Raw genomic sequence first — 22248 nt, forward strand, 5'->3', positions numbered from 1 at the left:
GTCTACCTAGGGGGCTTTCAAGGTGACCGTGGTGGTGATAACGCAGCCTCAATTGATTCAAATCATTCCAGGCGCTAGCCGTATGGCGGGAGTTTTTTCAACCGCGTTGAATGCGTCTTTTGTTCGGTACGAAATCAACAGCGTGCTGCGCGCCGCCGCTTTTCTCGCGCAGATCGGCCACGAATCCGGCGAACTGCACTACGTGCGCGAACTCGGCAGCGATACTTATTTGAGCAAGTACGACACCGGTACGTTGGCCGCGCGCCTGGGCAATACGCCTGAAGCGGACGGCGACGGCCAAAAGTACCGGGGCAGGGGGCTGATCCAGATCACCGGTCGCCGCAACTACCTGGCATGCAGCCAAGCGCTGTTCGGCGATGATCGCTTGCTGCAACAACCCGAATTACTGGAGCAACCACAATGGGCCTGTGAATCCGCCGCCTGGTTCTGGCAAAGCAATGGCTTGAATGAACTCGCCGACAAGGACCAGTTCACCACCATCACGCGGCGTATCAACGGCGGGCTCAATGGCCTGGAGGACCGTTTGCAGTTGTGGGCGCGGGCGAAGGCGGTGTTATGCGTTTCTTAGTTGCGATTGGCGTATGCGTGCTGGTGGTCGTTGTCTGGCAGGTGCAGGCGTGGCGGTACGGGGCACAGATTGAACGCTTGTCGGCCGCACAGACCCAGAAAGCCCTGCATCTACAGCAGGCCGAGCAAGACAGACGGCTGGCCCTTGAGCAACAGCTCAGTGCCATCGACCAACAACATGCCCGGGAGTTGAGCGATGCCCAACGTACTCAAGCAGCTTTGCGTGACAGCATTGCCACTGCTGATGTGCGGCTGTCAGTCCTTCTCGACGCCTCCAGTGGCTGCCCAATGCCAGCCGCCACCGCCGCCGGCAGCGTGGTTCATGCAGCCCCGCGAGCCCGACTTGACCCAGCGCATGCTCAGCGAATTATCCGCATCACCGACGACGGCGACAGCGCCCTGATTGCCTTGCGTGCCTGCCAGGCGTATGTGCGAGCCGTCGCCCGTTAGTGTCTTGAGACAGTCCGTCACTTGCGCGTGCGATTGGCTCCTGTAGGGTAGGCGAACCCCCGCCCACGACTGGAGACGACCGTGAAGGAAATCACTCAACTGGCTGCTGAACTGGGGCGCCGTTTGCAGGTGCTCAATGCCCACGTCACCACTGCCGAGTCCTGCACCGGCGGCGGAATCGCGGAAGCCATCACGCGGATTCCGGGAAGCTCGGCCTGGTTCGAGGCGGGGTATGTCACCTATTCCAACCGCCAGAAGACCCGCCAGTTGAATGTGCCGGAAACGTTGTTTCCAAAAGTCGGTGCCGTCAGCCAGGAAGTGGTGGAGGCGATGGTGCGCGGTGCACAGGAAAAAAGCCTGGCGCGTTTTGCCGTTGCGGTCAGCGGTGTGGCGGGACCGGATGGCGGTTCGCCGGACAAACCAGTGGGCACGGTATGGCTGGCTTTCGGCGTCGGCGAGGAGGTCACGGCCGAGCTTGAGCACTTCACCGGCAACCGCGACGAGGTCCGCCGACAAACGGTAAAGGCCGCGCTAGAGGGCTTGTTGCGACGAGCTGCAGCAGAAATAGAAAATCAGGGGTAGGCGATCTCCGATCTTTGTGGAACAATACTGTCTACTTATACAGGTGTTGGCCGCCCCGGCCTTATTGATTACGTGAGGACTTTAATGGACGACAACAAGAAGAAAGCCTTGGCTGCGGCCCTGGGTCAGATCGAACGTCAATTCGGCAAGGGTGCCGTAATGCGTATGGGCGATCATGACCGTCAGGCGATCCCGGCTATTTCCACGGGCTCTCTGGGTCTGGACATCGCGCTCGGCATTGGCGGCCTGCCAAAAGGCCGTATCGTTGAAATCTACGGTCCTGAATCTTCCGGTAAAACTACCCTGACGTTGTCGGTAATTGCCCAGGCGCAGAAAATGGGCGCCACCTGTGCGTTCGTCGACGCCGAGCACGCCCTGGACCCTGAATACGCCGGCAAACTGGGCGTCAACGTTGACGACCTGCTGGTTTCCCAGCCGGACACCGGTGAGCAAGCCCTGGAAATCACCGACATGCTGGTGCGCTCCAACGCCATCGACGTGATCGTGGTCGACTCAGTGGCCGCCCTGGTGCCCAAGGCTGAAATCGAAGGCGAAATGGGTGACATGCACGTGGGCCTGCAAGCCCGTCTGATGTCCCAGGCGCTGCGTAAAATCACCGGTAACATCAAGAACGCCAACTGCCTGGTGATCTTCATCAACCAGATCCGTATGAAGATCGGCGTGATGTTCGGCAGCCCGGAAACCACCACCGGTGGTAACGCGCTGAAGTTCTACGCTTCGGTCCGTCTGGACATCCGCCGTACCGGCGCGGTGAAAGAAGGTGACGAGGTTGTCGGTAGCGAAACCCGCGTTAAAGTCGTGAAGAACAAGGTGGCCCCGCCTTTCCGTCAGGCCGAGTTCCAGATTCTCTACGGCAAGGGTATCTACCTGAACGGCGAGATGATCGACCTGGGCGTGCTGCACGGTTTCGTCGAGAAATCCGGTGCCTGGTATGCCTACAACGGCAGCAAGATCGGTCAAGGCAAGGCCAACTCGGCCAAGTTCCTGGCAGATAACCCGGACATCGCCGCCACGCTTGAAAAGCAGATTCGCGACAAGCTGCTGACCGCCGCTCCAGACGTGAAAGCTGCCGCCAACCGCGAGCCGGTTGAAGAAGTGGAAGAAGTAGACACTGACATCTAACGATGACAGTTGTACTGGATACACTCGTCGCCGTTCGGCGCACTGCGATGGACCTGCTCGCTCGCCGCGAGCATGGTCGAGTCGAGCTGACGCGTAAACTGCGTCAGCGCGGCGCAGAGCCCGAGATGATCGAAAGCGCCCTCGACCGCTTGACGGAAGAGGGGCTGCTTTCCGAAGCCCGATACCTCGAAAGTTTTGTTTCCTATCGCGCTCGCTCGGGCTATGGCCCGGCGCGTATTCGTGAAGAGCTGAGCCAGCGTGGCCTGCAACGCGCTGATATCGACCTTGCCCTGCGTGAGTGCGGGATCAGTTGGCAGGCGCAGTTGGAAGACACCTGGCGGCGCAAGTTCTCTGGCCATCTGCCGATTGATGCCAAGGAACGGGCGAAGCAGGGACGATTCCTCAGCTATCGCGGGTTTTCGATGGAAATGATCAGCCGCTTGTTGAGCGGTCGTGACATGGATGATTGATCTTCTGAACAAACAAAAAGACCCACTATGAAAATAGTGGGTCTTTTTTTTTGCCTCAAAAAATCACGCCGGCTCCGGCGCCACTCGCTGCTGCGCCTTGCCCTGAGCCTGTGCCCAGTTCTCCGGTAAATTGATGTAGTCCACCAACTCCCGCAGCCGGCCCTGATCGCGCCCGTTGAAGTTGAACACCAGCCGCGTTAAATGGCTGAACCTCGGTTCATCATGTTCTTCGCCGGTATACGCGAGCTGCTGGAACTCTCCACTCAGTCGCAGGCTGGCGAACTCGCCTTGCAAATGGGTCAATGCGCGTTCACTGAGCGGGTGATTCATGCGCACCACAAACTCGCGTTTCAACCAACGGGTGGAGTGGAAGTTGGCATAAAACTGGTTGATCTCTTCCACTGCCTCTTCGGCGCTGTACACCAGGCGTACCAGCTTGAGGTCGGTGGGCAGGATGTAGCGGTTGGCTTCCAATTGGCTGCGGATAAAATCCAGGGCGCCTTGCCAGAATCCGCCACCCGGCGCATCCAGCAGCACTACTGGGACCAGCGGACTCTTACCGGTCTGGATCAGGGTCAGCACTTCCAATGCTTCATCCAGGGTGCCGAAACCGCCTGGGCACAGCACCAGGGCATCGGCCTCCTTGACGAAGAACAGCTTGCGGGTAAAGAAGAAGTGGAAGGACAGCAGGTTCTCGGTGCCATCGATGGTCGGGTTGGCATGCTGTTCAAACGGCAGGGTGATGTTGAACCCCAGGCTGTGTTCCAGGCCCGCGCCTTCGTGGGCGGCGGCCATGATGCCGCCGCCGCCGCCGGTGATCACCATCAGGTCCGAACGTGCCAGTGCCGCGCCGACTTCGCGGGCCAGTGCATACAACGGGCTTTCTATCGGTGTGCGAGCCGAGCCGAACACCGTGACCTTGCGGCGGCCCTTGAACTGTTCGAGCACGCGAAAGGCATTGTCCAGCTCGCGAATGGCTTGCAGGGTGATCTTGGCGTTCCAGCGGTTGCGGTCGTCCTGGGCCATGCGCATCACGGTGAGGATCATGTCGCGATACAGGGGGATATTCGGGCTGTTGGGGGCGATCAGCTGGAGTTGTGCGTCGACCTGCTGGGTGAGGACGGTGCCGTGTTGTTCAAAATGTCGGAGCAGGCGGTCATTCGGTTCGTAAGGCATTCAACTTCTCCTTCTTGCAGGGCACCTTCGCCGCAGGCGACGACACTGCTTGTGTCGCTGTTCGCCGCAGGGGGCAACCTTCTTTTGCCCTGAAAATGTTACAGAACAGCATGAAAAGCGCTGTGGATGAACGGTTGGGATGACTTGATCATGGGCCGGAAAACCGTTGGCTGGCAACCACTTATTGGTCGCTCAGTTCAGAGTCTAGCTGCCTGGAAGACATTGAAGCGGGGGGAGTGCGCGCCACCGGACGGCAGCGCGCGAAGGTCAAGCCGTTACTTTTTCTTTTTTGCCGGTGCCGGGCAATCCGCTTCCACGAACTTCACCGAGGCCACAGGACGGTTGGTCTTATTCTCAGTGATTTCGTAGCGCATCACCGCGCCCTTGGCCATCAGCTCGCGGTACCCCTTGTTCAGGCACACGCTCTGACCGAGCTGGAAGTACACCGCCTTGGGGTTGGCGCGCATCTGTTCGGCGCGGTCGGGCAAGACACTCAGGTGATCGATCAGTTGCATGCCTTCAACGGTGTAGGCCACTTCCAGGGTCTTTTCGTCGATTTCCCGGGGCAGGTCCTTGTTGCTTTCAGCCGCGACGCTTTGCAGCTTGCGGTTCATTTGGGCCTCCAGCAGCGAGGCCGCCTGGGCGCACACGGGCAATACCAGCGCGAGGGCGACGGATGGGGCGACAAGGCGCAGCATGGAACGCAGCATGAAACTCTCCTGATTCGGTTACTGGTGCATAGACCAGCCACTGCGCTGTGCGTTCAGTGGCGCGCAATTATAGGTGAGCCCTTGCCACTACAGCCAGGCGTATCGCTGGTAAACTGCCGCCACTTCAGCCGTCCACGAGTTTTCACCGTGTCGATCTACCCGTCCCACCGGCGCATCCGATGAGCCGCGCCGTTTCCCGCCTGCGCACCCAGCGTCTGGCCCGTGCCGTCCGGCCGTTCCTCAACCGTGGTTCGCGTGCCGAACGCTGCCCCGGCTGCCGGGTCATTCCTGAGTACTGCCTGTGTGCCTGGCGCCCCAAGGTCGAAGCACGGTCTGCCATGTGCCTACTGATGCACGACGTCGAACCCATGAAACCGAGCAATACCGGCTGGCTGATCGCCGATGTGATCGACGACACCACCGCGTTCGCCTGGTCACGTACCGAGGTCGATCCTGAACTGCTCACACTGCTGGCCGACCCGCAGTGGCAGCCCTATATCGTGTTCCCCGGCGAATTCGTCGCACCTGAGCGCGTCGTCAGCGAGGTGAAGGTAGAGGAGGGCAAGCGTCCACTGTTCATCTTGCTGGACGGCACTTGGAGCGAAGCACGCAAAATGTTCCGCAAAAGCCCCTACCTGGAGCATTTGCCGGTGCTCAGCCTGGCGCCCGAGCAGCTATCGCGCTACAAACTGCGCCGTTCCAAGCGCGACGACCACTTCTGCACCGCCGAAGTCGCTGCTCTGTGCCTTGAGCTGGCCGATGACCTGGTGGCCAGTGAAGTCCTGGACGCCTACCTGGATGTGTTCAGCACCCATTACCTGGCCGCCAAGTTCCAGATGCCGCTGGATCCGACGGATACTGTTCATGCGCGCCTTGCTCCCTATATTGCGACGGTATAACCAGACGACGTTTGCATGATGGCACCCCAACCCCGCAACCCGCTAAAATGCCCACGGGCGTAGCGCTTGACCCTCCAGGCTACGCTGGGCATGCTGGGCGCCGATCAGGGCACCCCTAAAAAACAGGATCATTTAATCAATGGCCACATACGAAATCCTGATAGCCGATGACCACCCGCTGTTTCGCAGTGCGTTGCACCAGGCCGTGACCTTGGGCCTTGGCCCGGACGTCCGCCTGGTTGAAGTGGCCAGCATTGCCGAGCTGGAAGCCCGCCTTACCGAGAAATCCGACTGGGACCTGGTGCTGCTCGACCTGAACATGCCCGGCGCCTATGGTTTCTCCGGGTTGGTGCTGTTGCGCGGCCAATACCCGCAGATCCCCGTGGTGATGGTCTCGGCCCAGGAAGAAGCCGACGTGGTGGTGCGCTCCAAGGAGTTTGGCGCCAGCGGTTTCATTCCCAAGTCCAGCGCGATGGAAGATATCCAGAAAGCTGTGCGCACGGTGCTGGATGGCGATGTGTCCTGGCCGCCGCAAGCGTTCGAAGAAATCAACGTGTCCGACGAAGCCAAGGCTGCCCGTGATGGCCTTGCCAGCCTGACACCACAGCAGTTTCGGGTGCTGACCATGGTCTGCGAAGGCTTGTTGAACAAGCAGATTGCCTACGAGTTGAGCGTATCGGAAGCCACCATCAAGGCCCACGTTACGGCGATCTTCCGCAAGCTCGGCGTGCGTACACGCACCCAGGCGGCGCTGCTCTTGCAACAACTTGAGTCAATTTCGCAGCATTAAGCTGTCATCGATTCACGCTTTTTTGACTTGGCGTGATCTAGTTTCCCCACTTCTTTGGTTCAGTTGCCTACGTCTATGTCGCCTTTCAAGGGTCAAACCGGTATCAAACGTATCTTCAATGCGGGGGGGTATTCCCTGGATGGCTTGCGTGCGGCTTTCACCGGCGAGGCGGCATTCCGTCAGTTGGTGTTGCTCAACGTGATCCTGATCCCATTGAGCTTTTTCCTGAATGTGAGCCGGGTCGAGCGTGCGTTGCTCATCGCCGTGTGCCTGCTGGCGTTGATCGTCGAGTTGCTCAACTCGGCAGTCGAAGCGGCAATCGACCGCATCTCCCTTGACCGCCACCCGCTGTCGAAAAACGCCAAGGACATGGGCAGCGCCGCGCAATTCGTTGCGCTGACCATGATCACTCTGGTCTGGGCCGTGATCCTGATCTAACCCTCAGGCAATGCTCGGCAGCACGATCTCGTCGCTGCGCTGAACCCCGGCGGTGAAGGCGCGGCACAGTTCCAGGAACTCGCGCATCGCCGAGGTCTGGTACTTCTGCTTATGCCAGATGAAGTAGAACTGCCGGGCCAGGTCCAGGTCTGGGGTTTCCACCGGCACCAGGCTGCCACGCCGGAATGCGTCGCGCAGGGCCAGCCGCGAAATACAGCCAATCCCCAGCCCCGACTCCACCGCGCGCTTGATTGCTTCGGTGTGCTCCAACTCCAGGCGAATATTCAGCGCACTGCGGTGATGGCGCATAGCTTGGTCAAAGGTCAGGCGTGTGCCTGAGCCTTGTTCCCGCAGGATCCACGCCTCATGGGTCAACTCGTCCATGGTTGCCACCCCGCGCTTGGCTAAATGATGTTGCGGTGCGCAAAACACCACCAGTTCATCCTCCACCCAGGTTTGCACCTCGATATCCGGGTGGCTGCAGTCACCTTCGATTAGACCCAGGTCAATTTCGTAGTGCGCCACCTGATGCACGATATGGGCAGTGTTCTGCACATGCAGTTTCACCTGGCTCTCGGGGTGTTGCTGCATGAAGCTGCCGATCAGCAACGTGGCCAAGTAATTGCCGATGGTGAGGGTGGCGCCGACCGCCAGGGAACCGAAGCCGGACTTGCCGTTAAGCAGGTCTTCGATCTCCTTGGCCTGGTCCAGCAGCGCCACTGCCTGGGGCAATAGCTGATGACCGAGGGCGTTGAGGCTCAGGCGCTTGCCCGCGCGGTCGAATAATTGGCAGCTGGATTGGCGCTCCAGCTCGGTGATCGAGGTGCTGGCGGCGGATTGAGATAAGGCCAGAAGGCCAGCAGCGCGTGAGACGCTTTCCTGCTGGGCGACGGCGACGAAGACTTGCAGTTGACGGAGAGTAAATCGCATATCGATATAACCGATAACCCTTATCTTAATAATCCAGTTAACAGATATTGTCGCCGCCATTAGAATGCTGTGCAATTGCGCAACTACATTTGGCGCAGACCCATTTCCAGGAGTCCCCCGTACATGAGCAACATGAACCACGAGCGTGTCCTCAGTGTTCATCACTGGAACGACACTCTGTTCAGCTTCAAGTGCACCCGCGATCCGGGCCTGCGCTTCGAGAACGGTCAGTTCGTGATGATCGGCCTGCAACAGCCCAACGGCCGCCCGCTCATGCGCGCTTACTCCATTGCCAGCCCGAACTGGGAAGAGCATCTGGAGTTTTTCAGCATCAAGGTGCCGGATGGCCCGCTGACTTCCCAATTGCAGCACTTGAAGGAAGGCGACGAGATCATCATCAGCAAAAAACCGACGGGCACCCTGGTGCTTGACGATTTGAAGCCGGGCAAACACCTGTACCTGCTCAGCACCGGTACTGGCCTGGCGCCGTTCATGAGCGTGATCCAGGACCCGGAAACATACGAGCGCTTTGAAAAAGTGATCCTGTGCCACGGCGTGCGTTACGTCAACGAAGTCGCCTACCGCGAATTCATCACCGAGCACCTGCCGCAGAACGAATTCTTCGGCGAGGCCCTGCGTGACAAGTTGATCTACTACCCGACCGTGACCCGCGAGCCGTTCGAAAACGAAGGCCGCTTGACCGACCTGATGCGCAGCGGCAAGCTGTTCAGCGACATCGGCCTGCCACCGATCAACCCTGAGGACGACCGCGCCATGCTGTGCGGCAGCCCAAGCATGCTGGACGAAACCAGCGAAGTGTTGAACAGCTTCGGCCTGAAAGTTTCGCCACGGATGCGTGAGCCGGGTGATTACTTGATCGAGCGTGCGTTCGTCGAGAAGTAATGCTGGGTCAGTAACAACACTGATCTAAAAAATGTGGGATCGGGCTTGCCCGCTCCCACATTTTGTTTCCGGTTTCTTCAGTGGGCGGGAAGTACTTCCAGCACACAAATCACCCCCGCCTCGGGATAGTGCCAGCGCACATCCACATCCCAGAACTGAGCCCCGTATTCCCGCTCCGGCCCCGGCGTCTGATACGCCGGCCGTGGGTCCTGTGCCAGGCACTGATCGATCAGTTCCACCAACGGCTCGCCCAGGCGCTGCGCATGGCCTTGTGCCTGTTGCAGGGCGGTCTTCAGCCACTGCACCGGAATCAGCTGCGGCGCGGCGTTCGCGATGTCGTTGGTCGCCGTGTCGACCATGTCGGCATACGGCACATACGGCTTGATATCCAGCACCGGTGTGCCATCGAGCAGATCAATCCCGGAGATCCACAGCCGTCCCGGCTCCACTTTGTCCAGCTTCACCACAGATTGGCCAATGCCATTCGGGCGATGAGTTGCACGGGTAGCAAACACCCCCATGGAGGTGTTGCCGCCCAGGCGGGGTGGGCGCACTTTCAAGCGTGGCTTGTCTTCCAGCGCCTGATGGAACAGGAACAACAGCCACACATGGCTGACCTGCTCCAAGCCCTGTACGGCCTCGCCGCCGTCGAACGGCGCCACCAGTTCCAGCACACCACGGGCGGCAGGCGCCAGTTGCGGTTGGCGCGGGATGGCGAACTTCTCCTTGAAACAGGAGCGCACGAAGCCGACGGGCGAGACGTGGTAGGTCATTTTTGGAGCCTCAAGTTGCAAGCTGCAAGCCTCAAGCTTTTCACTTGCGGCTTGAAGCTTGTGGCAGCTTTAAGCTCTGACGCGCAGCGTCAGGCCCTTGAGGAAGTTGCGCAGCAACTGATCGCCGCAGGTGCGGTAGTTGGTGTGGCCGAACTTGCGGAACAGTGCGCTCAGCTCAGGCTTGGACACCGGGAACTCGGCGGCCTTGAGGATGGCGTGCATGTCGTCTTCTTTCAGCTCGAAGGCCACGCGCAGCTTCTTGAGGATGATGTTGTTGGTCACCGGGGTCTCGATCGGCTGCGGCGGACGGCTTTCGTCCTTGCCGCGCTTGAAGATCACCAAGCCGTCGAGGAAGTGCGCCATGACTTCATCCGGGCAGAACACGAAGCCTTCTTCCTCGTCTTTCTTGAGGTAGGTCAGCAGGTCGTCCTTGGTCACGTCCATGCCGCCGAGCTTGATGATCTCGACCATCTTGTTGTCGCTGATGTCGAGCATGTAGCGCACGCTGCGCAGTACGTCATTGTGAATCATGGTGGGCAATCCTGGTATTCAACTGAGGACACCGCGCAAAAGAGGCCGTGTCGGGGAAAAGGGTAGCGGCTTAGAACTTCTCTTTGCCGGACAGGTAACGCCATTGGCCAACCGGCACCTTGCCGATGGAAACGCCGCCGATGCGGATACGACGAATGGCGACGACTTTGAGGCCAACCGCTTCACAGAACAGCGCGATCACGCCTGGCTGCGGGTTTTTCAGCGCAAAACGCAGGCGGTTTTCGTTCTGCCAGCTGGCTTTGACCGCCGGCAGCTCTTTGCCTTTGTAGGTCAGGCCGTGGTTCAGGCGATTGAGGCCGTGGGCAACCATGTCGCCTTCCACTTCCACCACGTACTCCTGCTCGATCTTGGCGGCATCGGCGGTCAATTTGCGCAGGATCTTCCAGTCCTGGGTAAACACCAGCAGGCCGCTGGCCTTGGCTTGCAGGTCGGCGCTGGCGGTGAGGCGCAGGAAGTGGCCCTTGAGCGGGCGCTTGCCGAAGCGGTGTTCTTCCGAGAGGGTATCGGCGCTGATCGACGCCATGGCCGTTTCGGCATCTACCCCAGCTGGGGCGTGCAGCAGGATGGTCACGGGCTCGGGCGCGGTGGCCTTGGCGTCCGGGTCGAGTTCAACCTTCTGGGTGGTGACCTTGAACTGCGGTTCGTCGATCACTTCACCGTCCACCGAGACCCAGCCGCCTTCGATGAACAGCTCAGCCTCCCGACGGGAGCAACCGACCAGTTCGATAAGGCGTTTGGAGAGGCGTATGGGGTCAGTCATGACAAGGGCCGTAGCAAAAGGGGGCGGCTATTGTACCTGTGTGGGCGCGGTTAATCCCGGCCCCATTTCATTTAGCCTTGACTGGCTTGATGCTGCACCTGGCGCAAACGCATATGCAACAACGGATAGGGCTGCCCCAAGCCGTCATGCTCCGTGCGTCCGATCACTTCGAAACCCTGTTTGAAGTAAAAACCCAAGGCCTGGGGGTTTTGTTCGTTGACGTCCAGCTGATCGGCGTTCAGGTGCTCGATCGCATAGCGCAGCAGTTGCCGACCCAGGCCTTCGCCCCGGTGCTTGGGGGCGATGAACAGCATCTCCACCTTGCCCGACGCCACGCCGGCAAACCCGGTGATACGCTGACGCGGGTCTTTGGTGCAGATCAACATCACAGCGTCCAAGTAACGCGTCAGCACCAGGTTCTTCAGCAACACGATGTAACTGTCCGGTAGAAAATCATGGGTCGCACGGACCGAGTCTTCCCAGATTTGTGCCAATTGCGTGTAGTCGCTGGTTTTAGGTGTGTGGATAACCGAATGCTGACGCATGCCCGCTGCCCCTTGCCGATGATTGGCGTCGATGGGCAAAACGATAGACCTAAAAAAGCCCCGCATCTTGTCCAGAGGCGGGGCTTTTTCAGTTTATTTACGGCTTAGTCGCGCTTTTCAGCCCACAAGTCGTATTCGTCGGCATCGGTCACGGTGCACCAGACCTTGTCGCCCGGCTTCAACCCGCTGGCATCGTCGATAAACACGTTACCGTCGATTTCCGGCGCATCGAAGAAGCAACGGCCGACTGCACCTTGCTCGTCGACTTCGTCGATCAGCACTTCGATTTCCTTGCCGATGCGCAGTTGCAGGCGCGCCGAGCTGATGGCCTGCTGGTGCGCCATGAAACGCTCCCAACGGTCCTGCTTGACGTCGTCCGGCACTACGGCCAGGTCCAGCAGGTTGGCTGGGGCGCCTTCCACCGGCGAGTACTGGAAGCAGCCGACGCGGTCCAGTTGGGCTTCGGTCAGCCAGTCCAGCAGGTACTGAAAGTCTTCTTCGGTTTCGCCGGGGAAGCCGACGATGAAGGTCGAGCGGATGATCAGCTCGGGGCAGATCTCGCGCCAGTTCTTGATACGTGCCAGGGTCTTGTCTTCGAACGCCGGGCGCTTCATGGCCTTGAGCACTTTGGGGCTGGCGTGCTGGAACGGGATGTCCAGGTACGGCAGGATCTTGCCGGCGGCCATCAGCGGGATCAGCTCGTCCACGTGCGGGTACGGGTAGACGTAGTGCAGACGCACCCACACGCCCAGGCTGCTGAGGGCTTCGCACAGTTCGGTCATGCGGGTTTTCACCGGCGCGCCGTTCCAGAAGCCGGTGCGGTATTTCACATCGACGCCGTAGGCGCTGGTGTCCTGGGAGATCACCAGCAGCTCTTTGACGCCGGACTTGACCAGGCGCTGGGCCTCGTCGAGCACGTCACCGACCGGACGGCTGACCAACTTGCCGCGCATCGACGGGATGATGCAGAAGCTGCAGCTATGGTTGCAGCCTTCGGAAATCTTCAGGTATGCGTAGTGGCGCGGGGTCAGCTTGATGCCTTGCGGCGGCACCAGGTCGATCAGCGGGTTGTGGTCCTGGCGTGGTGGCACCACTTCGTGCACGGCGTTGACCACCTGTTCGTACTGCTGCGGACCGGTCACCGCCAGCACGCTCGGGTGCACGTTGCGGATATTGCCTTCTTCCACGCCCATGCAGCCGGTCACGATGACCTTGCCGTTTTCCTTGATCGCTTCGCCGATCACTTCCAGGGATTCCGCCTTGGCCGAATCGATGAAGCCGCAGGTGTTGACCACCACCACGTCAGCGTCCTGGTAAGTGGACACAACGTCGTAGCCTTCCATACGCAGTTGCGTAAGGATGCGCTCGGAGTCGACAAGCGCCTTCGGGCAACCCAGGGAAACAAAGCCAACCTTGGGGTTGGCTTTTGCGATGGTGGTGGACATGTCTAACCTCGGTATTGAATGACGCCGCCAGTCGGGCACGACAAGGCTGCGGACGGGCGCTTGGTGCGCCTCTGATCAAAAAGTGCGCAATTCTAGCGACGGGCAACGCACTTGACCAGCTTTATGCAGGGAAATGCGACGAGTGCTGCGCTATGGGTTGGGTCAATGACTACGAGAACAATTCTGCATGGCTCCCCAAATCCACGAAGGTAATCAGGTCAACCCGCGAGTTCTCGTAAATCATCAGGAAATCACCACCGATATGGCACTCCCTGAAACCGTCCCAATTCCCGGTAAGCGCGTGGTCGCGATACTCCGCGGGTAGTTGCTCGCCTAAGAAAAGCATCACCATCACTACCCGGACCTCATTCATATCTCGGCGCCCAGCGCGCTTGTAGCGCTCCCAGGACTTTTTAAACTCAGGCGTCTGCGCACATTGCTTTGGCAGGTCAGCGCGCTTTTGCTTCTTCTCCGGCTTCGCCATCAGCGTCCCTTAGCATCTCGTCGATCGAGTCAAACTGGCGACGAATGGAACGCGCTTGTGTCATCGCACGAGCGGTCTTCTCCGAAGGGACGCGCACCTCAAAGGGTAATCCCTGCGTTGTTACGACCTGACGCAGGAAAAGGCGCATGGCGTCACTGAGGCTCAGCCCACAAGCATTGAGCACAGCGGTGGCACGCTCCTTCAAATCCTCGTCGATGCGGCAACGCACGTCAGTGGTTTTCAGTAATGTGGACATATCAGGACCTCCTCTCAAAATGTAGCTACGTTGGGGCTACAGTCCAAGTATGGGTCGTCCCATCGCGTTTGTTCAAACACTTTTTGTTCGGAACGCGTTGTTGGGCAATCCATGCGTCGGAAATCGCGGGTGGGGCAAATTAGCGCTGGCAGCAAGCAACTTCAATACAGGCAAATAGCTTTCAACTGCCCCTCATCTCTTAGGGCGATGCAGTTGAACAGCGAAATACGACGAGTGCTGCGCTATGCTTCGCGCCGTTGCGCGTAGGTAAAGTCCTAAGGTCAACAAAACGTCTGTTACGAGAAGTAAAACAGCGCATGCTAGGGTCAGCTTAGACGCGTTGTTAATAAAAGACCGCAGGTCAAAGGGCAGGAGTGGTTGATGGGTCACGCGAGTAATCAGGCAGCAGGTGCCGAGCAGTCAAACGCCAAGCCGATTGGCATGCTGGTGGCAGCGGTCGGGGTGGTTTACGGCGATATCGGGACCAGCCCGCTCTACACCCTTAAAGAGGTGTTCAACGGCGGTTATGGGGTTCAGGTCAATCATGACGGCGTGCTGGGGATCCTGGCGCTGATCTTCTGGTCGCTGATCTGGGTGGTGTCGATCAAGTACATGCTGTTCGTGCTGCGCGCCGATAACCAGGGCGAGGGCGGCATCATGGCGCTCACGGCACTGGCACGACGGGCGGCGGGGGAGCGCAAGAAGTTGCGCAGTTTCCTGGTGGTGTGTGGCCTGTGCGGCGCGGCGCTGTTCTACGGCGACAGCATGATCACCCCGGCGATTTCCGTGTTGTCTGCGGTTGAAGGCCTGGAACTGGCTTTCGACGGCCTGGAAAAATGGGTCGTGCCCATCGCCTTGGTGGTGCTGGTGGCGCTGTTCCTGATCCAGAAACATGGCACTGACCACATCGGCAAGCTCTTCGGGCCAGTGATGGTGACCTGGTTCCTGGTGCTGGGCGGCCTCGGTGTGTATGGCATCACCCTGCACCCTGAAGTACTCAGTGCGATGAACCCGATGTGGGCGGTGCGCTTCTTCGAGGCGCATCCTGGCATTGGCGTGGCCATCCTGGGCGCGGTGGTGCTGGCACTGACCGGCGCCGAAGCGCTGTATGCCGACATGGGCCACTTCGGCCGTAAACCCATCGCTCGCGCCTGGTTCATGCTGGTGCTGCCGGCGCTGGTACTCAATTATTTCGGCCAGGGCGCCATGCTGCTGGGTGACCCGGAAGCCGCGCGCAACCCGTTTTACCTGCTGGCGCCGAGCTGGGCGCTGATCCCGCTGGTGGTGCTGTCCACCCTGGCTACGGTGATCGCTTCCCAGGCGGTGATCTCCGGCGCGTTCTCGTTGACACGCCAGGCGATCCAGTTGGGTTACATCCCGCGCATGCACATTCAGCACACGTCGAGCGCCGAGCAGGGCCAGATCTACATCGGCGCGGTGAACTGGTCGCTGATGGTGGGTGTGATCCTGCTGGTACTGGGCTTCGAATCGTCCAACGCCTTGGCGTCGGCCTACGGCGTGGCAGTGACCGGCACCATGCTGATGACCACTATTCTGGTGTCGGCAGTGATGCTGCTGCTGTGGAAATGGCCGCCAATCCTGGCCGTGCCGGTCCTGGTCTGCTGCCTGTTGGTGGACGGTCTGTATTTCGCGGCCAACGTGCCGAAGATCATCCAAGGCGGCGCCTTCCCGGTGCTGGCGGGCATCGTGCTGTTCGTGTTGATGACTACCTGGAAGCGCGGCAAGCAGTTGCTGGTGGAGCGTCTCGACGAAGGTGGCCTGCCGCTGCCGATCTTCATCAGCAGCATCCGCGTGCAGCCGCCTCATCGCGTGCAGGGCACCGCCGTGTTCCTCACCGCGCGCCCGGACGCCGTGCCTCACGCGCTGCTGCACAACCTGCTGCATAACCAGGTGCTGCATGAGCAAGTGGTGCTGCTGACGGTGGTCTACGAGGACATCCCCCGCGTACCGGCCGCACGGCGGTTCGAGGTGGATGCCTACGGCGAAGGTTTCTTCCGCGTGATCCTGCACTTCGGTTTCACCGATGAGCCGGACGTGCCAGAGGCGTTGAAGTTGTGTCACCTGGATGATCTGGACTTCAGCCCGATGCGCACCACCTACTTCCTCAGCCGCGAAACGGTCATCGCCTCGCGGATCAAGGGTATGGCCCGTTGGCGCGAAGCCTTGTTCGCCTTTATGTTGAAGAACGCCAACGGCAACCTGCGCTTCTTCAAACTCCCGGTAAACCGGGTGATCGAGCTGGGCACCCAGGTCGAAATGTAAGCTGTTGCAACACGGGGGCCAGCAATCGGCTCCCGCTTTTCGTTCTGAACCCTGTGCAATCCAGCGTTGTCGACTAGGCTCTAAGCACTGTTTGAATAGTGCCCACAGAACCCAGAAGAGGTGCGCCATGAGTCAGCTGCTCGAACCTTATACCCTCCGTCAATTGACCCTGCTCAACCGCATCGCCGTGTCGCCCATGTGCCAATACTCAAGCGTCGATGGCCTGGCTAATGACTGGCACCTGGTACACCTCGGCAGCCGTGCCGTCGGCGGCGCCGGGTTGATTTTCACTGAAGCCACCGCCGTGACTGCCGATGGCCGCATCACCGCCCAGGACCTGGGCTTGTGGAATGACGCACAAATCGAACCGCTGCAACGCATCACACGTTTCATTGCGGCCCAAGGCGCGGTGGCCGGCATTCAGCTGGCCCATGCCGGGCGCAAGGCCAGCACTCATCGGCCTTGGATCGGCAAGCACGGCAGCGTCAAACCGGAGGATGGCGGCTGGACGCCGGTAGGGCCATCACCGATTGCCTTCGACCCCCAGCACACCCAGCCCAAGCCATTGGACGAGGGCCAGATCCAGCAAGTGATCGCCGATTTTGTCGCCGCCGCCAAGCGCGCGTTGACCGCAGGCTTCGAAGTGGTGGAAATCCACGCGGCCCATGGTTACCTGTTGCATCAATTTCTCTCTCCTATCAGCAACCAGCGTCAGGACCAGTACGGCGGCTCGTTCGAAAACCGCATCCGCCTGGTGCTGCAAGTGACCCAGGCCGTGCGTGAAGTCTGGCCCCAGGAGCTGCCGTTGTTTGTGCGGGTGTCGGCCACCGATTGGGTGGAAGACGGCTGGAACCCCGATGAAACCGTAGAGCTGGCGCGTCGCCTGAAGGACCTGGGGGTGGACCTGATCGACGTCTCCTCCGGTGGCACCGCCGCCAACGCCGAGATCCCCACCGGCCCCGGTTACCAGACCCGTTTCGCCGAGCGCGTGCGCAAAGAGTCGGGCATGGCCACCGGCACCGTTGGCATGATCACCGAGCCGGCCCAGGCCGAGCACATCCTGCGTACCTGCCAGGCCGATATCATCTTCCTGGCCCGAGAACTGTTGCGTGATCCGTACTGGCCGCTGCATGCCGACGATGACCTGGGCGGACGCAAGGCTATCTGGCCGGCGCAGTACCAGCGCGCTACGCACCGGGATCAGCCGATTCATGAATCGGACCTGCGTGACTGAACCTGCCTGATGTGCCCACCAAGCCCACCCTGACCCGGTGGGTTTTTTCTTGCTCGTTGTTAATACAAGCCTGATCCTTGGTCGCCTAAAAGCAGGAGGCCATCATGCTGGTGGAACGCGCGTTAACTGAAAGTGACATCCCGTTGCTGGCAACCATCGACCGCACGGAGCTGATCCACCAATGCTATCGCGTGGACGGTGGTCAGTTGGTGTTGTACGCCGCTTGCCACGACATGCGCGGTTGGCCCGAAGGTGAAGCTGAACAGGACGCCGTGGCGCTGCATGCCTGCCTGAAACGCGGCGGGTGGTTGCTGGGTGTATTCGACGGTCCCGCCTTGGTCGCGGCGGCGGTGGTGGACAATCGCACCCTCCATAACCAGCAGCTGCGCATGCGCCAACTGAAGTTCCTGCACGTCAGCCACGCGGCGCGCGGCTTGGGGCTGGGAGGGCGTCTGTTCGCGCTGGCCTGTGAGCACGGCCGTCAAACCGGCGCGGAGGCGTTGTATATCTCGGCCACGGAATCGCGCAATACCGTGGACTTTTACCTACGCCAAGGCTGCCTGTTACTGCATCAACCTGATCCAGGCCTGTTTGCACAGGAGCCCCATGACATTCATCTCTACCGACCGTTAGGTGAGAAAGTGCTGTAGGTCTTTGTTACCGAAGCAAATATTTAAGTGATTACTCTAAAAAAGTCCCACGCTCGGCAAGAAGGTTTCTACGCTTAGGGTAAGTCTGATTTCTGGCCCAGGAAGTCAGTTGGTTTGCTCACTGAGGCATTGCGCTTCATGGGAGGCAGTTATGGGCAACGGGAGTATTTGATGGATATCAGGAGAAGCAGTCCATGGCCAGTTCCTATGGTGTAGCGGGTGTGGTGGCGTTATTTCTGGCCCGCAGGGTGTCTTTGCGTGGCCGAAGGCTGAGTTCGGATGAAGCTGAACTGCTGGCGCAATATCGCGCCCTGACCGAAAACGATCAGGTGGCGATGCGCTATTTGATTGGGGCGATGAAGAGTGTGTCGCGGTTCTGAGCCGCAGGAGGAACGTTCCCACGCACGCGTGGGAACGCGGTCAATCAGGTGTACTTACGCTGGTCCGGAGCCGGCGGAAAGTACTGGTACAACCAGGTTTCACTCAAGGTGCGGTCCTGGGTGCGAATGAACAGGCGCAGTTCCACCGGCTCCACGCTGTCGCTGGTCGGGTACCAGTCAAACAGGATGCGGTAGCCCTTGATGTTATCCAGCACCAGCACGCTGAAGTCTTTTACTTCGCCATGGGAGCAGGTCACCACCGGCTCGATCCCGGTGCCCGGTGGCAGGCGATCCAGGCCGCCGCCCTTGAAGTCCACGGCAAAACGGCGCGCCCACACGGGTGGGTAGTGCTCGCCCGGTGCCCAACCCTCGGTAAAGCCACCCATGCCTGAACGGGTCGCGTCGACTTGTGCCAGCGGCGTACTCACCGGTGGCAGGGCGCTCCAGTACAGCTTGTAGCCATAGTTGAGCGAGTCGCCGGCTGCCACGGGTTTTTTCGGGGTCCAGAAGGCCACGATGTTATCCAGTGTCTCGCCGGTGGTAGGAATTTCCAGCAGGTCGATGGAGCCTTCACCCCACGCAGTGGTCGGTTCGACCCACAGGCTTGGGCGCTTGCTGTACCAGTCCACCGTATCCTGGTAACTGGCGAACTCATGGTCGGTCTGCACCAGGCCGAAGCCTTTCGGGTCTTTGTCGGCAAAGGCGTTGAATTGCAGCTTGGCTGGGTTGTTCAGCGGGCGGCAGATCCACTCGCCGTTGCCGCGCCACATGGCCAGGCGGTCCGAATCGTGGATCTGCGGGTGGATGGTGTCGCACATGCGCCGTTCGTGGGTGCCGCAGCTGAACATGCTGGTCATCGGTGCGATGCCCAGTTGTTCGATGGTGGTACGTGCATTGATGTGTGCGTCGATTGCCATCACCACCTGGTTGGCCTGGCAGTCGATATCGAAACGGTAGGCACCCGTGGCGCTCGGGGAGTCGAGCAGGGCGTAGACCACAAAGCGGGTGGCGTTCTTGTCCGGGGTTTCAAACCAGAACTGCGTGAAGTCGGGGAACTCCTCGCGTTTTTTCGCGTAGGTGTCGATGGCCAGGCCGCGGGCCGAAAGACCGTACTGCCCGGTGTTGTCCACCGCACGGAAGTAGCTGGCGCCGAGAAACGACAGCACGTCATGGCGGTCCAGTTCCGGCGCCTTGAACAGCTTGAAGCCGGAAAAACCCAGGTCCCCGGTCAGTTGCTTGGTGTCGACCGTGGTCTTTTCATAGTTGAACAGCGACGGGCGGAAATGTACTTCACGCGCTTCGCGGGTCTTGGGGTCGACGCTGTGCATGCGCACTGGCGTCTTGAAGCCCATGCCGACGTGGAAGAACTGCACGTCCAATTGGCCGTTCAACTCTTTCCACAGTGAATGGTTGCCGTCGTAGCCGATGGCGTTGAAATTCTGCGGGGTCATGGTCGCCAGCGTCGGCGGCAGCACCTGTTTGGTGTCCTTGTAAGCGGTCCCGGCCAGTTGTTTGGCCTGGGCCTTGAGCGAGTCGAAATCGAACGCCACGGCCTTTCCATCGGCGGCACGGTTCCCGGCCCAGGCCTGGGCGGCAAGTAGGCCGCTGGCCGACAAACCGGTGTAAGCCGCAATGGCCATGGACGCTTTGAGCAAATTCCTGCGGTGCATAGAGACAACCTGTCGTGAGCAAATCCCGCGCCGTTCCTGGCACGTAGCGGATCAGAAATTACGGTTCGGACATGCCTTCGACCAAACGCAACGGACATTAAACAGACGCCGGATAGCTTAAGCGGTTCGATGACGTAGGAAAATTGATTGATGGCTGGGTGATGGCGTTGCAAGTGCGACAAGACATTTCCAATTGTCAGGCAGCCCTGTAGTGAGCGGGGCAAGCCCGCTCACTACAAGTCCTCAGCTCACTTCGCCCACAGCCCGGTAAGCTTCATCAATCGCCGCATGGGCATACGCACTCCACGCCGCGTCCGAGTTGGCGATGCTCACATGCCCCAGCGGCTTTTTCGCCAGGTTCATCCACGCTTCGCTCTGGTCCGCATCGTCGAACAAGCTGTTGGAGAAGCTCGCATAACCGTGTGACCAGCGGTTGACAGTGATCGCCAAAATGTCGGTCTCATGGTTGAACCCACCTGGCCCGAGCATGCGTTGCAACTGGTCACGCAACTGCGCTTCCAATTGCTCGAACGTTTGCCCATACAGCTTGCCGCGTCCGGCGCGGGCCTGGTCGCGGGCGTTCATGCCGCTGTTGGGGCTGGTGGGTACGTAGACCATGTGCAAGCCGATCGGCTGCGTCGGGTCGCGCGGGTGGTCGTAGCCGCCCATGCTCACCGGGTAATCCAGCTTGATGCGGCTGTAGGGCTGGGTCGCCGCGTAGATTTCATGCACGCCCAACTTCTGGAACGACTGCCAATTGCGGATCACCACCTTGGTGTACACCAGCGGGTACTTCACGTTCTGGCTCAGGGCTTGGGCTTGGGTTGCCGGCAGGTCTTTCAGCAGATACGGAATCATCATGTTGTAGCAGGCCAGGATGCAGCGTTTGCCGCGCACCTGTGCGAGTTGTCCGCCACGGCTGTAGCCGATATGCACGCTGCTGCCGACGTTACGCACGCTGACTGCCGTGCTGTTCAAGCGCAAGCGCACGGCCGCCTTGGGCTGGTCGAGCTTGGCGTAGTCAAACGCCGCCAGCACGATATCGTCCATGGTGTGCCCTGGCGCCACGCCCGGAATCAGGCTGCGCACCAGCAACCGCGCCACCGACGCATTGCCATCTGGGAAGTGGTAGATGTAGGGCTCTTCCATTTCCGCTGCCGCTTCTTCGCTGATCTGCGCCAGGTTCATCCCGGCAAAGCCTGGGAAACCCACGCTATAAGCGTCAGCAGCAGCGACGGCATCGATGCTCAACGCCATGAAGTCATTGGTGCGACTCTGGAAGTACTTCACTGCGCCTTCGGATAATCCTACGTTCTTGAGCAGGAAATCGCGGTAGCTGGTGGTTGCCAGGGTGTCGGCCTTTTCTTCGGCCGTCTTGCCCGGCAGGTAATCCTTGGGCGCGGTGTGCAGTTCGATCAGGGCCTGGCGGTCGGCCGCTGGCAAGGGGAAGTCATTGATGAAGTCGCTGATGGCTCGGGCATTCAACTGGTCGGGTGCAATATCGTCGGCCACCATTGGCGTCGGGTCGCCGGTCACCAGTTTGTCTTCGCCGAAGTTTTCCTTGTCGAAAAACACCCCGCGCGACAGCCCAAGGCCTGGGTAGAACTGGCGGTCGAAGGCGGTTTCGAAGCGCTTGATATTCACCCCGAGCTTTTTCAACAACCCGTTCACTTCCTGGCTGTACAGGTGGTTGGGCGACTGGAACGCCTCGCTGCCGCCGTAGCCGATGATCATGCGGCCACCGGCCTGGAATTCGTTGCGCTTGGCGTGACCGCCGAAGTCGTCGTGGTTTTCCAGGATCAGGATCTTCGCCTTGGGGTGCTTCTCGCGGTAGAACCACGCCGCTGACAAACCACTCAAGCCGCCGCCCACGACCACCAGGTCATAGTCCTCGGTGATCGGCAGTGCGTCGGTGTTGAACACCTTCTTTTCCCAGCCCATCTGGTGCGCCACTTCGAACGAGCCGGCATGGCTGCCGCGCAGGCCGGTGAGGGCGGGTGGGTAGTAACGGCCATCGGGAGCGGCTTGCAGGATTTGCAGCGGGGTCATGCCGGCGGCAATGGTGACAGCGACGCCGTTGAGGAAGTCGCGGCGGGTGATATCCATGGGGGATCCTGAAAATTATTGTTATAGGTTC

Annotated in this window: 25 protein-coding genes; 13 read left to right on the forward strand and 12 right to left on the reverse strand. The window is 60.0% G+C overall.

All coding sequences use genetic code 11. The annotated features are described in order from the left end of the window. Positions 1–31 precede the first annotated feature (31 nt). From H096_RS16150 to recX, 5 genes are all read left to right on the forward strand, one after another. Positions 32–589, forward strand: a complete 558-nt coding sequence (locus tag H096_RS16150) for a glycoside hydrolase family 19 protein (protein WP_033900004.1) — start codon at positions 32–34, stop codon at positions 587–589. Then, complete coding sequence (locus H096_RS16155) at positions 577–1038, forward strand: lysis system i-spanin subunit Rz (protein ID WP_033899918.1); 462 nt, start codon at positions 577–579, stop codon at positions 1036–1038. Before H096_RS16150 ends, H096_RS16155 begins: the two co-directional genes overlap by 13 nt. A gap of 81 nt (positions 1039–1119) precedes the next feature. Continuing rightward, positions 1120–1620, forward strand: a complete 501-nt coding sequence (locus tag H096_RS16160; protein ID WP_033899920.1) for a nicotinamide-nucleotide amidohydrolase family protein — start codon at positions 1120–1122, stop codon at positions 1618–1620. A gap of 84 nt (positions 1621–1704) precedes the next feature. Beyond that, complete coding sequence (recA, locus tag H096_RS16165) at positions 1705–2763, forward strand: recombinase RecA (protein WP_010170065.1); 1059 nt, start codon at positions 1705–1707, stop codon at positions 2761–2763. Between the two features lie 2 nt (positions 2764–2765). Beyond that, complete coding sequence (recX, locus tag H096_RS16170) at positions 2766–3233, forward strand: recombination regulator RecX (protein WP_033899922.1); 468 nt, start codon at positions 2766–2768, stop codon at positions 3231–3233. Positions 3234–3296: 63 nt separating this feature from the next. On the opposite strand, the gene H096_RS16175 is transcribed toward recX, so the two are convergent. Together H096_RS16175 and H096_RS16180 are read right to left on the reverse strand one after the other, a co-directional pair. Continuing rightward, positions 3297–4409 (reverse strand): TIGR00730 family Rossman fold protein, encoded by a 1113-nt coding sequence (locus H096_RS16175; RefSeq protein ID WP_033899925.1) that lies wholly within the window; start codon positions 4407–4409, stop codon positions 3297–3299. A gap of 275 nt (positions 4410–4684) precedes the next feature. Next, positions 4685–5119 carry a PA3611 family quorum-sensing-regulated virulence factor gene (locus H096_RS16180; protein WP_016977934.1) on the reverse strand — a complete coding sequence of 145 codons (435 nt, stop codon included), beginning with the start codon at positions 5117–5119 and terminating at the stop codon, positions 4685–4687. A gap of 179 nt (positions 5120–5298) precedes the next feature. Between H096_RS16180 and H096_RS16185 the strand changes: the two genes are divergently transcribed. From H096_RS16185 to H096_RS16195, 3 genes are all read left to right on the forward strand, one after another. Then, positions 5299–6018 carry a tRNA-uridine aminocarboxypropyltransferase gene (locus H096_RS16185; RefSeq protein WP_033899928.1) on the forward strand — a complete coding sequence of 240 codons (720 nt, stop codon included), beginning with the start codon at positions 5299–5301 and terminating at the stop codon, positions 6016–6018. A 139-nt stretch (positions 6019–6157) separates the two neighbouring features. Beyond that, a complete protein-coding gene (gene erdR / locus H096_RS16190; protein ID WP_003189050.1) occupies positions 6158–6808 on the forward strand; it encodes a response regulator transcription factor ErdR in 651 nt (216 codons plus the stop codon). A 75-nt stretch (positions 6809–6883) separates the two neighbouring features. Then, on the forward strand, positions 6884–7246 hold the full coding sequence (locus H096_RS16195) for a diacylglycerol kinase (RefSeq protein ID WP_003172176.1): 363 nt from the start codon (positions 6884–6886) through the stop codon (positions 7244–7246). Between the two features lie 3 nt (positions 7247–7249). Here H096_RS16195 and H096_RS16200 read toward each other — a convergent pair whose 3' ends face one another. Continuing rightward, positions 7250–8176 carry a LysR family transcriptional regulator gene (locus H096_RS16200; RefSeq protein WP_003189054.1) on the reverse strand — a complete coding sequence of 309 codons (927 nt, stop codon included), beginning with the start codon at positions 8174–8176 and terminating at the stop codon, positions 7250–7252. Between the two features lie 123 nt (positions 8177–8299). On the opposite strand from H096_RS16200, the gene fpr reads away from it, so the two are divergent. Continuing rightward, the gene (fpr, locus tag H096_RS16205) at positions 8300–9079 is read left to right on the forward strand and encodes a ferredoxin-NADP reductase (RefSeq protein WP_003189055.1); all 780 of its coding nucleotides are present in this window, start codon (positions 8300–8302) and stop codon (positions 9077–9079) included. A 77-nt stretch (positions 9080–9156) separates the two neighbouring features. On the opposite strand, the gene tsaA is transcribed toward fpr, so the two are convergent. From tsaA to H096_RS16240, 7 genes are all read right to left on the reverse strand, one after another. After that, entirely contained in the window at positions 9157–9852 is a 696-nt protein-coding gene (gene tsaA, locus H096_RS16210) for a tRNA (N6-threonylcarbamoyladenosine(37)-N6)-methyltransferase TrmO (RefSeq protein WP_033899930.1), read from the reverse strand. A gap of 69 nt (positions 9853–9921) precedes the next feature. Further along, on the reverse strand, positions 9922–10383 hold the full coding sequence (locus tag H096_RS16215; protein ID WP_032893248.1) for a DUF1456 family protein: 462 nt from the start codon (positions 10381–10383) through the stop codon (positions 9922–9924). 70 nt (positions 10384–10453) lie between these two features. After that, a complete protein-coding gene (locus H096_RS16220) occupies positions 10454–11164 on the reverse strand; it encodes an rRNA pseudouridine synthase (protein WP_033899932.1) in 711 nt (236 codons plus the stop codon). 71 nt (positions 11165–11235) lie between these two features. Next, positions 11236–11709, reverse strand: coding sequence for a GNAT family N-acetyltransferase (locus tag H096_RS16225; RefSeq protein ID WP_033899933.1), 474 nt, complete (start codon positions 11707–11709; stop codon positions 11236–11238). 104 nt (positions 11710–11813) lie between these two features. Then, positions 11814–13142, reverse strand: coding sequence for a 30S ribosomal protein S12 methylthiotransferase RimO (gene rimO, locus H096_RS16230; RefSeq protein ID WP_169855583.1), 1329 nt, complete (start codon positions 13140–13142; stop codon positions 11814–11816). 181 nt (positions 13143–13323) lie between these two features. After that, positions 13324–13638, reverse strand: coding sequence for a type II toxin-antitoxin system YafQ family toxin (locus tag H096_RS16235; protein ID WP_033899934.1), 315 nt, complete (start codon positions 13636–13638; stop codon positions 13324–13326). Then, the gene (locus H096_RS16240; RefSeq protein WP_033899935.1) at positions 13604–13894 is read right to left on the reverse strand and encodes a type II toxin-antitoxin system RelB/DinJ family antitoxin; all 291 of its coding nucleotides are present in this window, start codon (positions 13892–13894) and stop codon (positions 13604–13606) included. The genes H096_RS16235 and H096_RS16240 overlap by 35 nt, the downstream gene beginning before the upstream one ends. Before the next feature lie 381 nt (positions 13895–14275). Here H096_RS16240 and H096_RS16245 point away from each other — a divergent pair, with 381 nt between their 5' ends. From H096_RS16245 to H096_RS16260, 4 genes are all read left to right on the forward strand, one after another. Then, entirely contained in the window at positions 14276–16177 is a 1902-nt protein-coding gene (locus H096_RS16245; protein WP_033899936.1) for a potassium transporter Kup, read from the forward strand. A gap of 127 nt (positions 16178–16304) precedes the next feature. Continuing rightward, a complete protein-coding gene (locus H096_RS16250; protein ID WP_033899937.1) occupies positions 16305–17411 on the forward strand; it encodes an NADH:flavin oxidoreductase/NADH oxidase in 1107 nt (368 codons plus the stop codon). 104 nt (positions 17412–17515) lie between these two features. After that, on the forward strand, positions 17516–18061 hold the full coding sequence (locus H096_RS16255) for a GNAT family N-acetyltransferase (RefSeq protein WP_033899939.1): 546 nt from the start codon (positions 17516–17518) through the stop codon (positions 18059–18061). A 194-nt stretch (positions 18062–18255) separates the two neighbouring features. After that, complete coding sequence (locus H096_RS16260) at positions 18256–18441, forward strand: hypothetical protein (RefSeq protein ID WP_033899941.1); 186 nt, start codon at positions 18256–18258, stop codon at positions 18439–18441. A gap of 44 nt (positions 18442–18485) precedes the next feature. Here the strand turns inward: H096_RS16260 and H096_RS16265 are convergent, their stop codons facing one another. Continuing rightward, a complete protein-coding gene (locus H096_RS16265) occupies positions 18486–20111 on the reverse strand; it encodes a glucan biosynthesis protein D (protein WP_033899943.1) in 1626 nt (541 codons plus the stop codon). Positions 20112–20354: 243 nt separating this feature from the next. Further along, entirely contained in the window at positions 20355–22217 is a 1863-nt protein-coding gene (locus H096_RS16270; RefSeq protein WP_033899946.1) for an FAD/NAD(P)-binding protein, read from the reverse strand. Between the last annotated feature and the right edge of the window lie 31 nt (positions 22218–22248).

Source organism: Pseudomonas sp. FH1 (assembly GCF_000510895.2).
Lineage (GTDB): Bacteria > Pseudomonadota > Gammaproteobacteria > Pseudomonadales > Pseudomonadaceae > Aquipseudomonas > Aquipseudomonas azotoformans_A.

Excerpts from the sequence above, each read along its gene's own strand:
- H096_RS16180 (WP_016977934.1), bottom strand. The coding sequence starts at position 5,119 with ATGCTGCGTTCCATGCTGCGCCTTGTCGCCCCATCCGTCGCCCTCGCG.
- H096_RS16245 (WP_033899936.1), top strand. The coding sequence starts at position 14,276 with ATGGGTCACGCGAGTAATCAGGCAGCAGGTGCCGAGCAGTCAAACGCC.
- H096_RS16250 (WP_033899937.1), top strand. The coding sequence starts at position 16,305 with ATGAGTCAGCTGCTCGAACCTTATACCCTCCGTCAATTGACCCTGCTC.
- H096_RS16240 (WP_033899935.1), bottom strand. The coding sequence starts at position 13,894 with ATGTCCACATTACTGAAAACCACTGACGTGCGTTGCCGCATCGACGAG.
- recA (WP_010170065.1), top strand. The coding sequence starts at position 1,705 with ATGGACGACAACAAGAAGAAAGCCTTGGCTGCGGCCCTGGGTCAGATC.
- H096_RS16175 (WP_033899925.1), bottom strand. The coding sequence starts at position 4,409 with ATGCCTTACGAACCGAATGACCGCCTGCTCCGACATTTTGAACAACAC.
- H096_RS16195 (WP_003172176.1), top strand. The coding sequence starts at position 6,884 with ATGTCGCCTTTCAAGGGTCAAACCGGTATCAAACGTATCTTCAATGCG.
- H096_RS16215 (WP_032893248.1), bottom strand. The coding sequence starts at position 10,383 with ATGATTCACAATGACGTACTGCGCAGCGTGCGCTACATGCTCGACATC.
- H096_RS16225 (WP_033899933.1), bottom strand. The coding sequence starts at position 11,709 with ATGCGTCAGCATTCGGTTATCCACACACCTAAAACCAGCGACTACACG.
- fpr (WP_003189055.1), top strand. The coding sequence starts at position 8,300 with ATGAGCAACATGAACCACGAGCGTGTCCTCAGTGTTCATCACTGGAAC.
- H096_RS16260 (WP_033899941.1), top strand. The coding sequence starts at position 18,256 with ATGGCCAGTTCCTATGGTGTAGCGGGTGTGGTGGCGTTATTTCTGGCC.
- H096_RS16200 (WP_003189054.1), bottom strand. The coding sequence starts at position 8,176 with ATGCGATTTACTCTCCGTCAACTGCAAGTCTTCGTCGCCGTCGCCCAG.
- H096_RS16155 (WP_033899918.1), top strand. The coding sequence starts at position 577 with ATGCGTTTCTTAGTTGCGATTGGCGTATGCGTGCTGGTGGTCGTTGTC.
- H096_RS16235 (WP_033899934.1), bottom strand. The coding sequence starts at position 13,638 with ATGGCGAAGCCGGAGAAGAAGCAAAAGCGCGCTGACCTGCCAAAGCAA.
- H096_RS16220 (WP_033899932.1), bottom strand. The coding sequence starts at position 11,164 with ATGACTGACCCCATACGCCTCTCCAAACGCCTTATCGAACTGGTCGGT.
- erdR (WP_003189050.1), top strand. The coding sequence starts at position 6,158 with ATGGCCACATACGAAATCCTGATAGCCGATGACCACCCGCTGTTTCGC.
- tsaA (WP_033899930.1), bottom strand. The coding sequence starts at position 9,852 with ATGACCTACCACGTCTCGCCCGTCGGCTTCGTGCGCTCCTGTTTCAAG.
- H096_RS16255 (WP_033899939.1), top strand. The coding sequence starts at position 17,516 with ATGCTGGTGGAACGCGCGTTAACTGAAAGTGACATCCCGTTGCTGGCA.
- recX (WP_033899922.1), top strand. The coding sequence starts at position 2,766 with ATGACAGTTGTACTGGATACACTCGTCGCCGTTCGGCGCACTGCGATG.
- H096_RS16270 (WP_033899946.1), bottom strand. The coding sequence starts at position 22,217 with ATGGATATCACCCGCCGCGACTTCCTCAACGGCGTCGCTGTCACCATT.
- H096_RS16265 (WP_033899943.1), bottom strand. The coding sequence starts at position 20,111 with ATGCACCGCAGGAATTTGCTCAAAGCGTCCATGGCCATTGCGGCTTAC.
- H096_RS16185 (WP_033899928.1), top strand. The coding sequence starts at position 5,299 with ATGAGCCGCGCCGTTTCCCGCCTGCGCACCCAGCGTCTGGCCCGTGCC.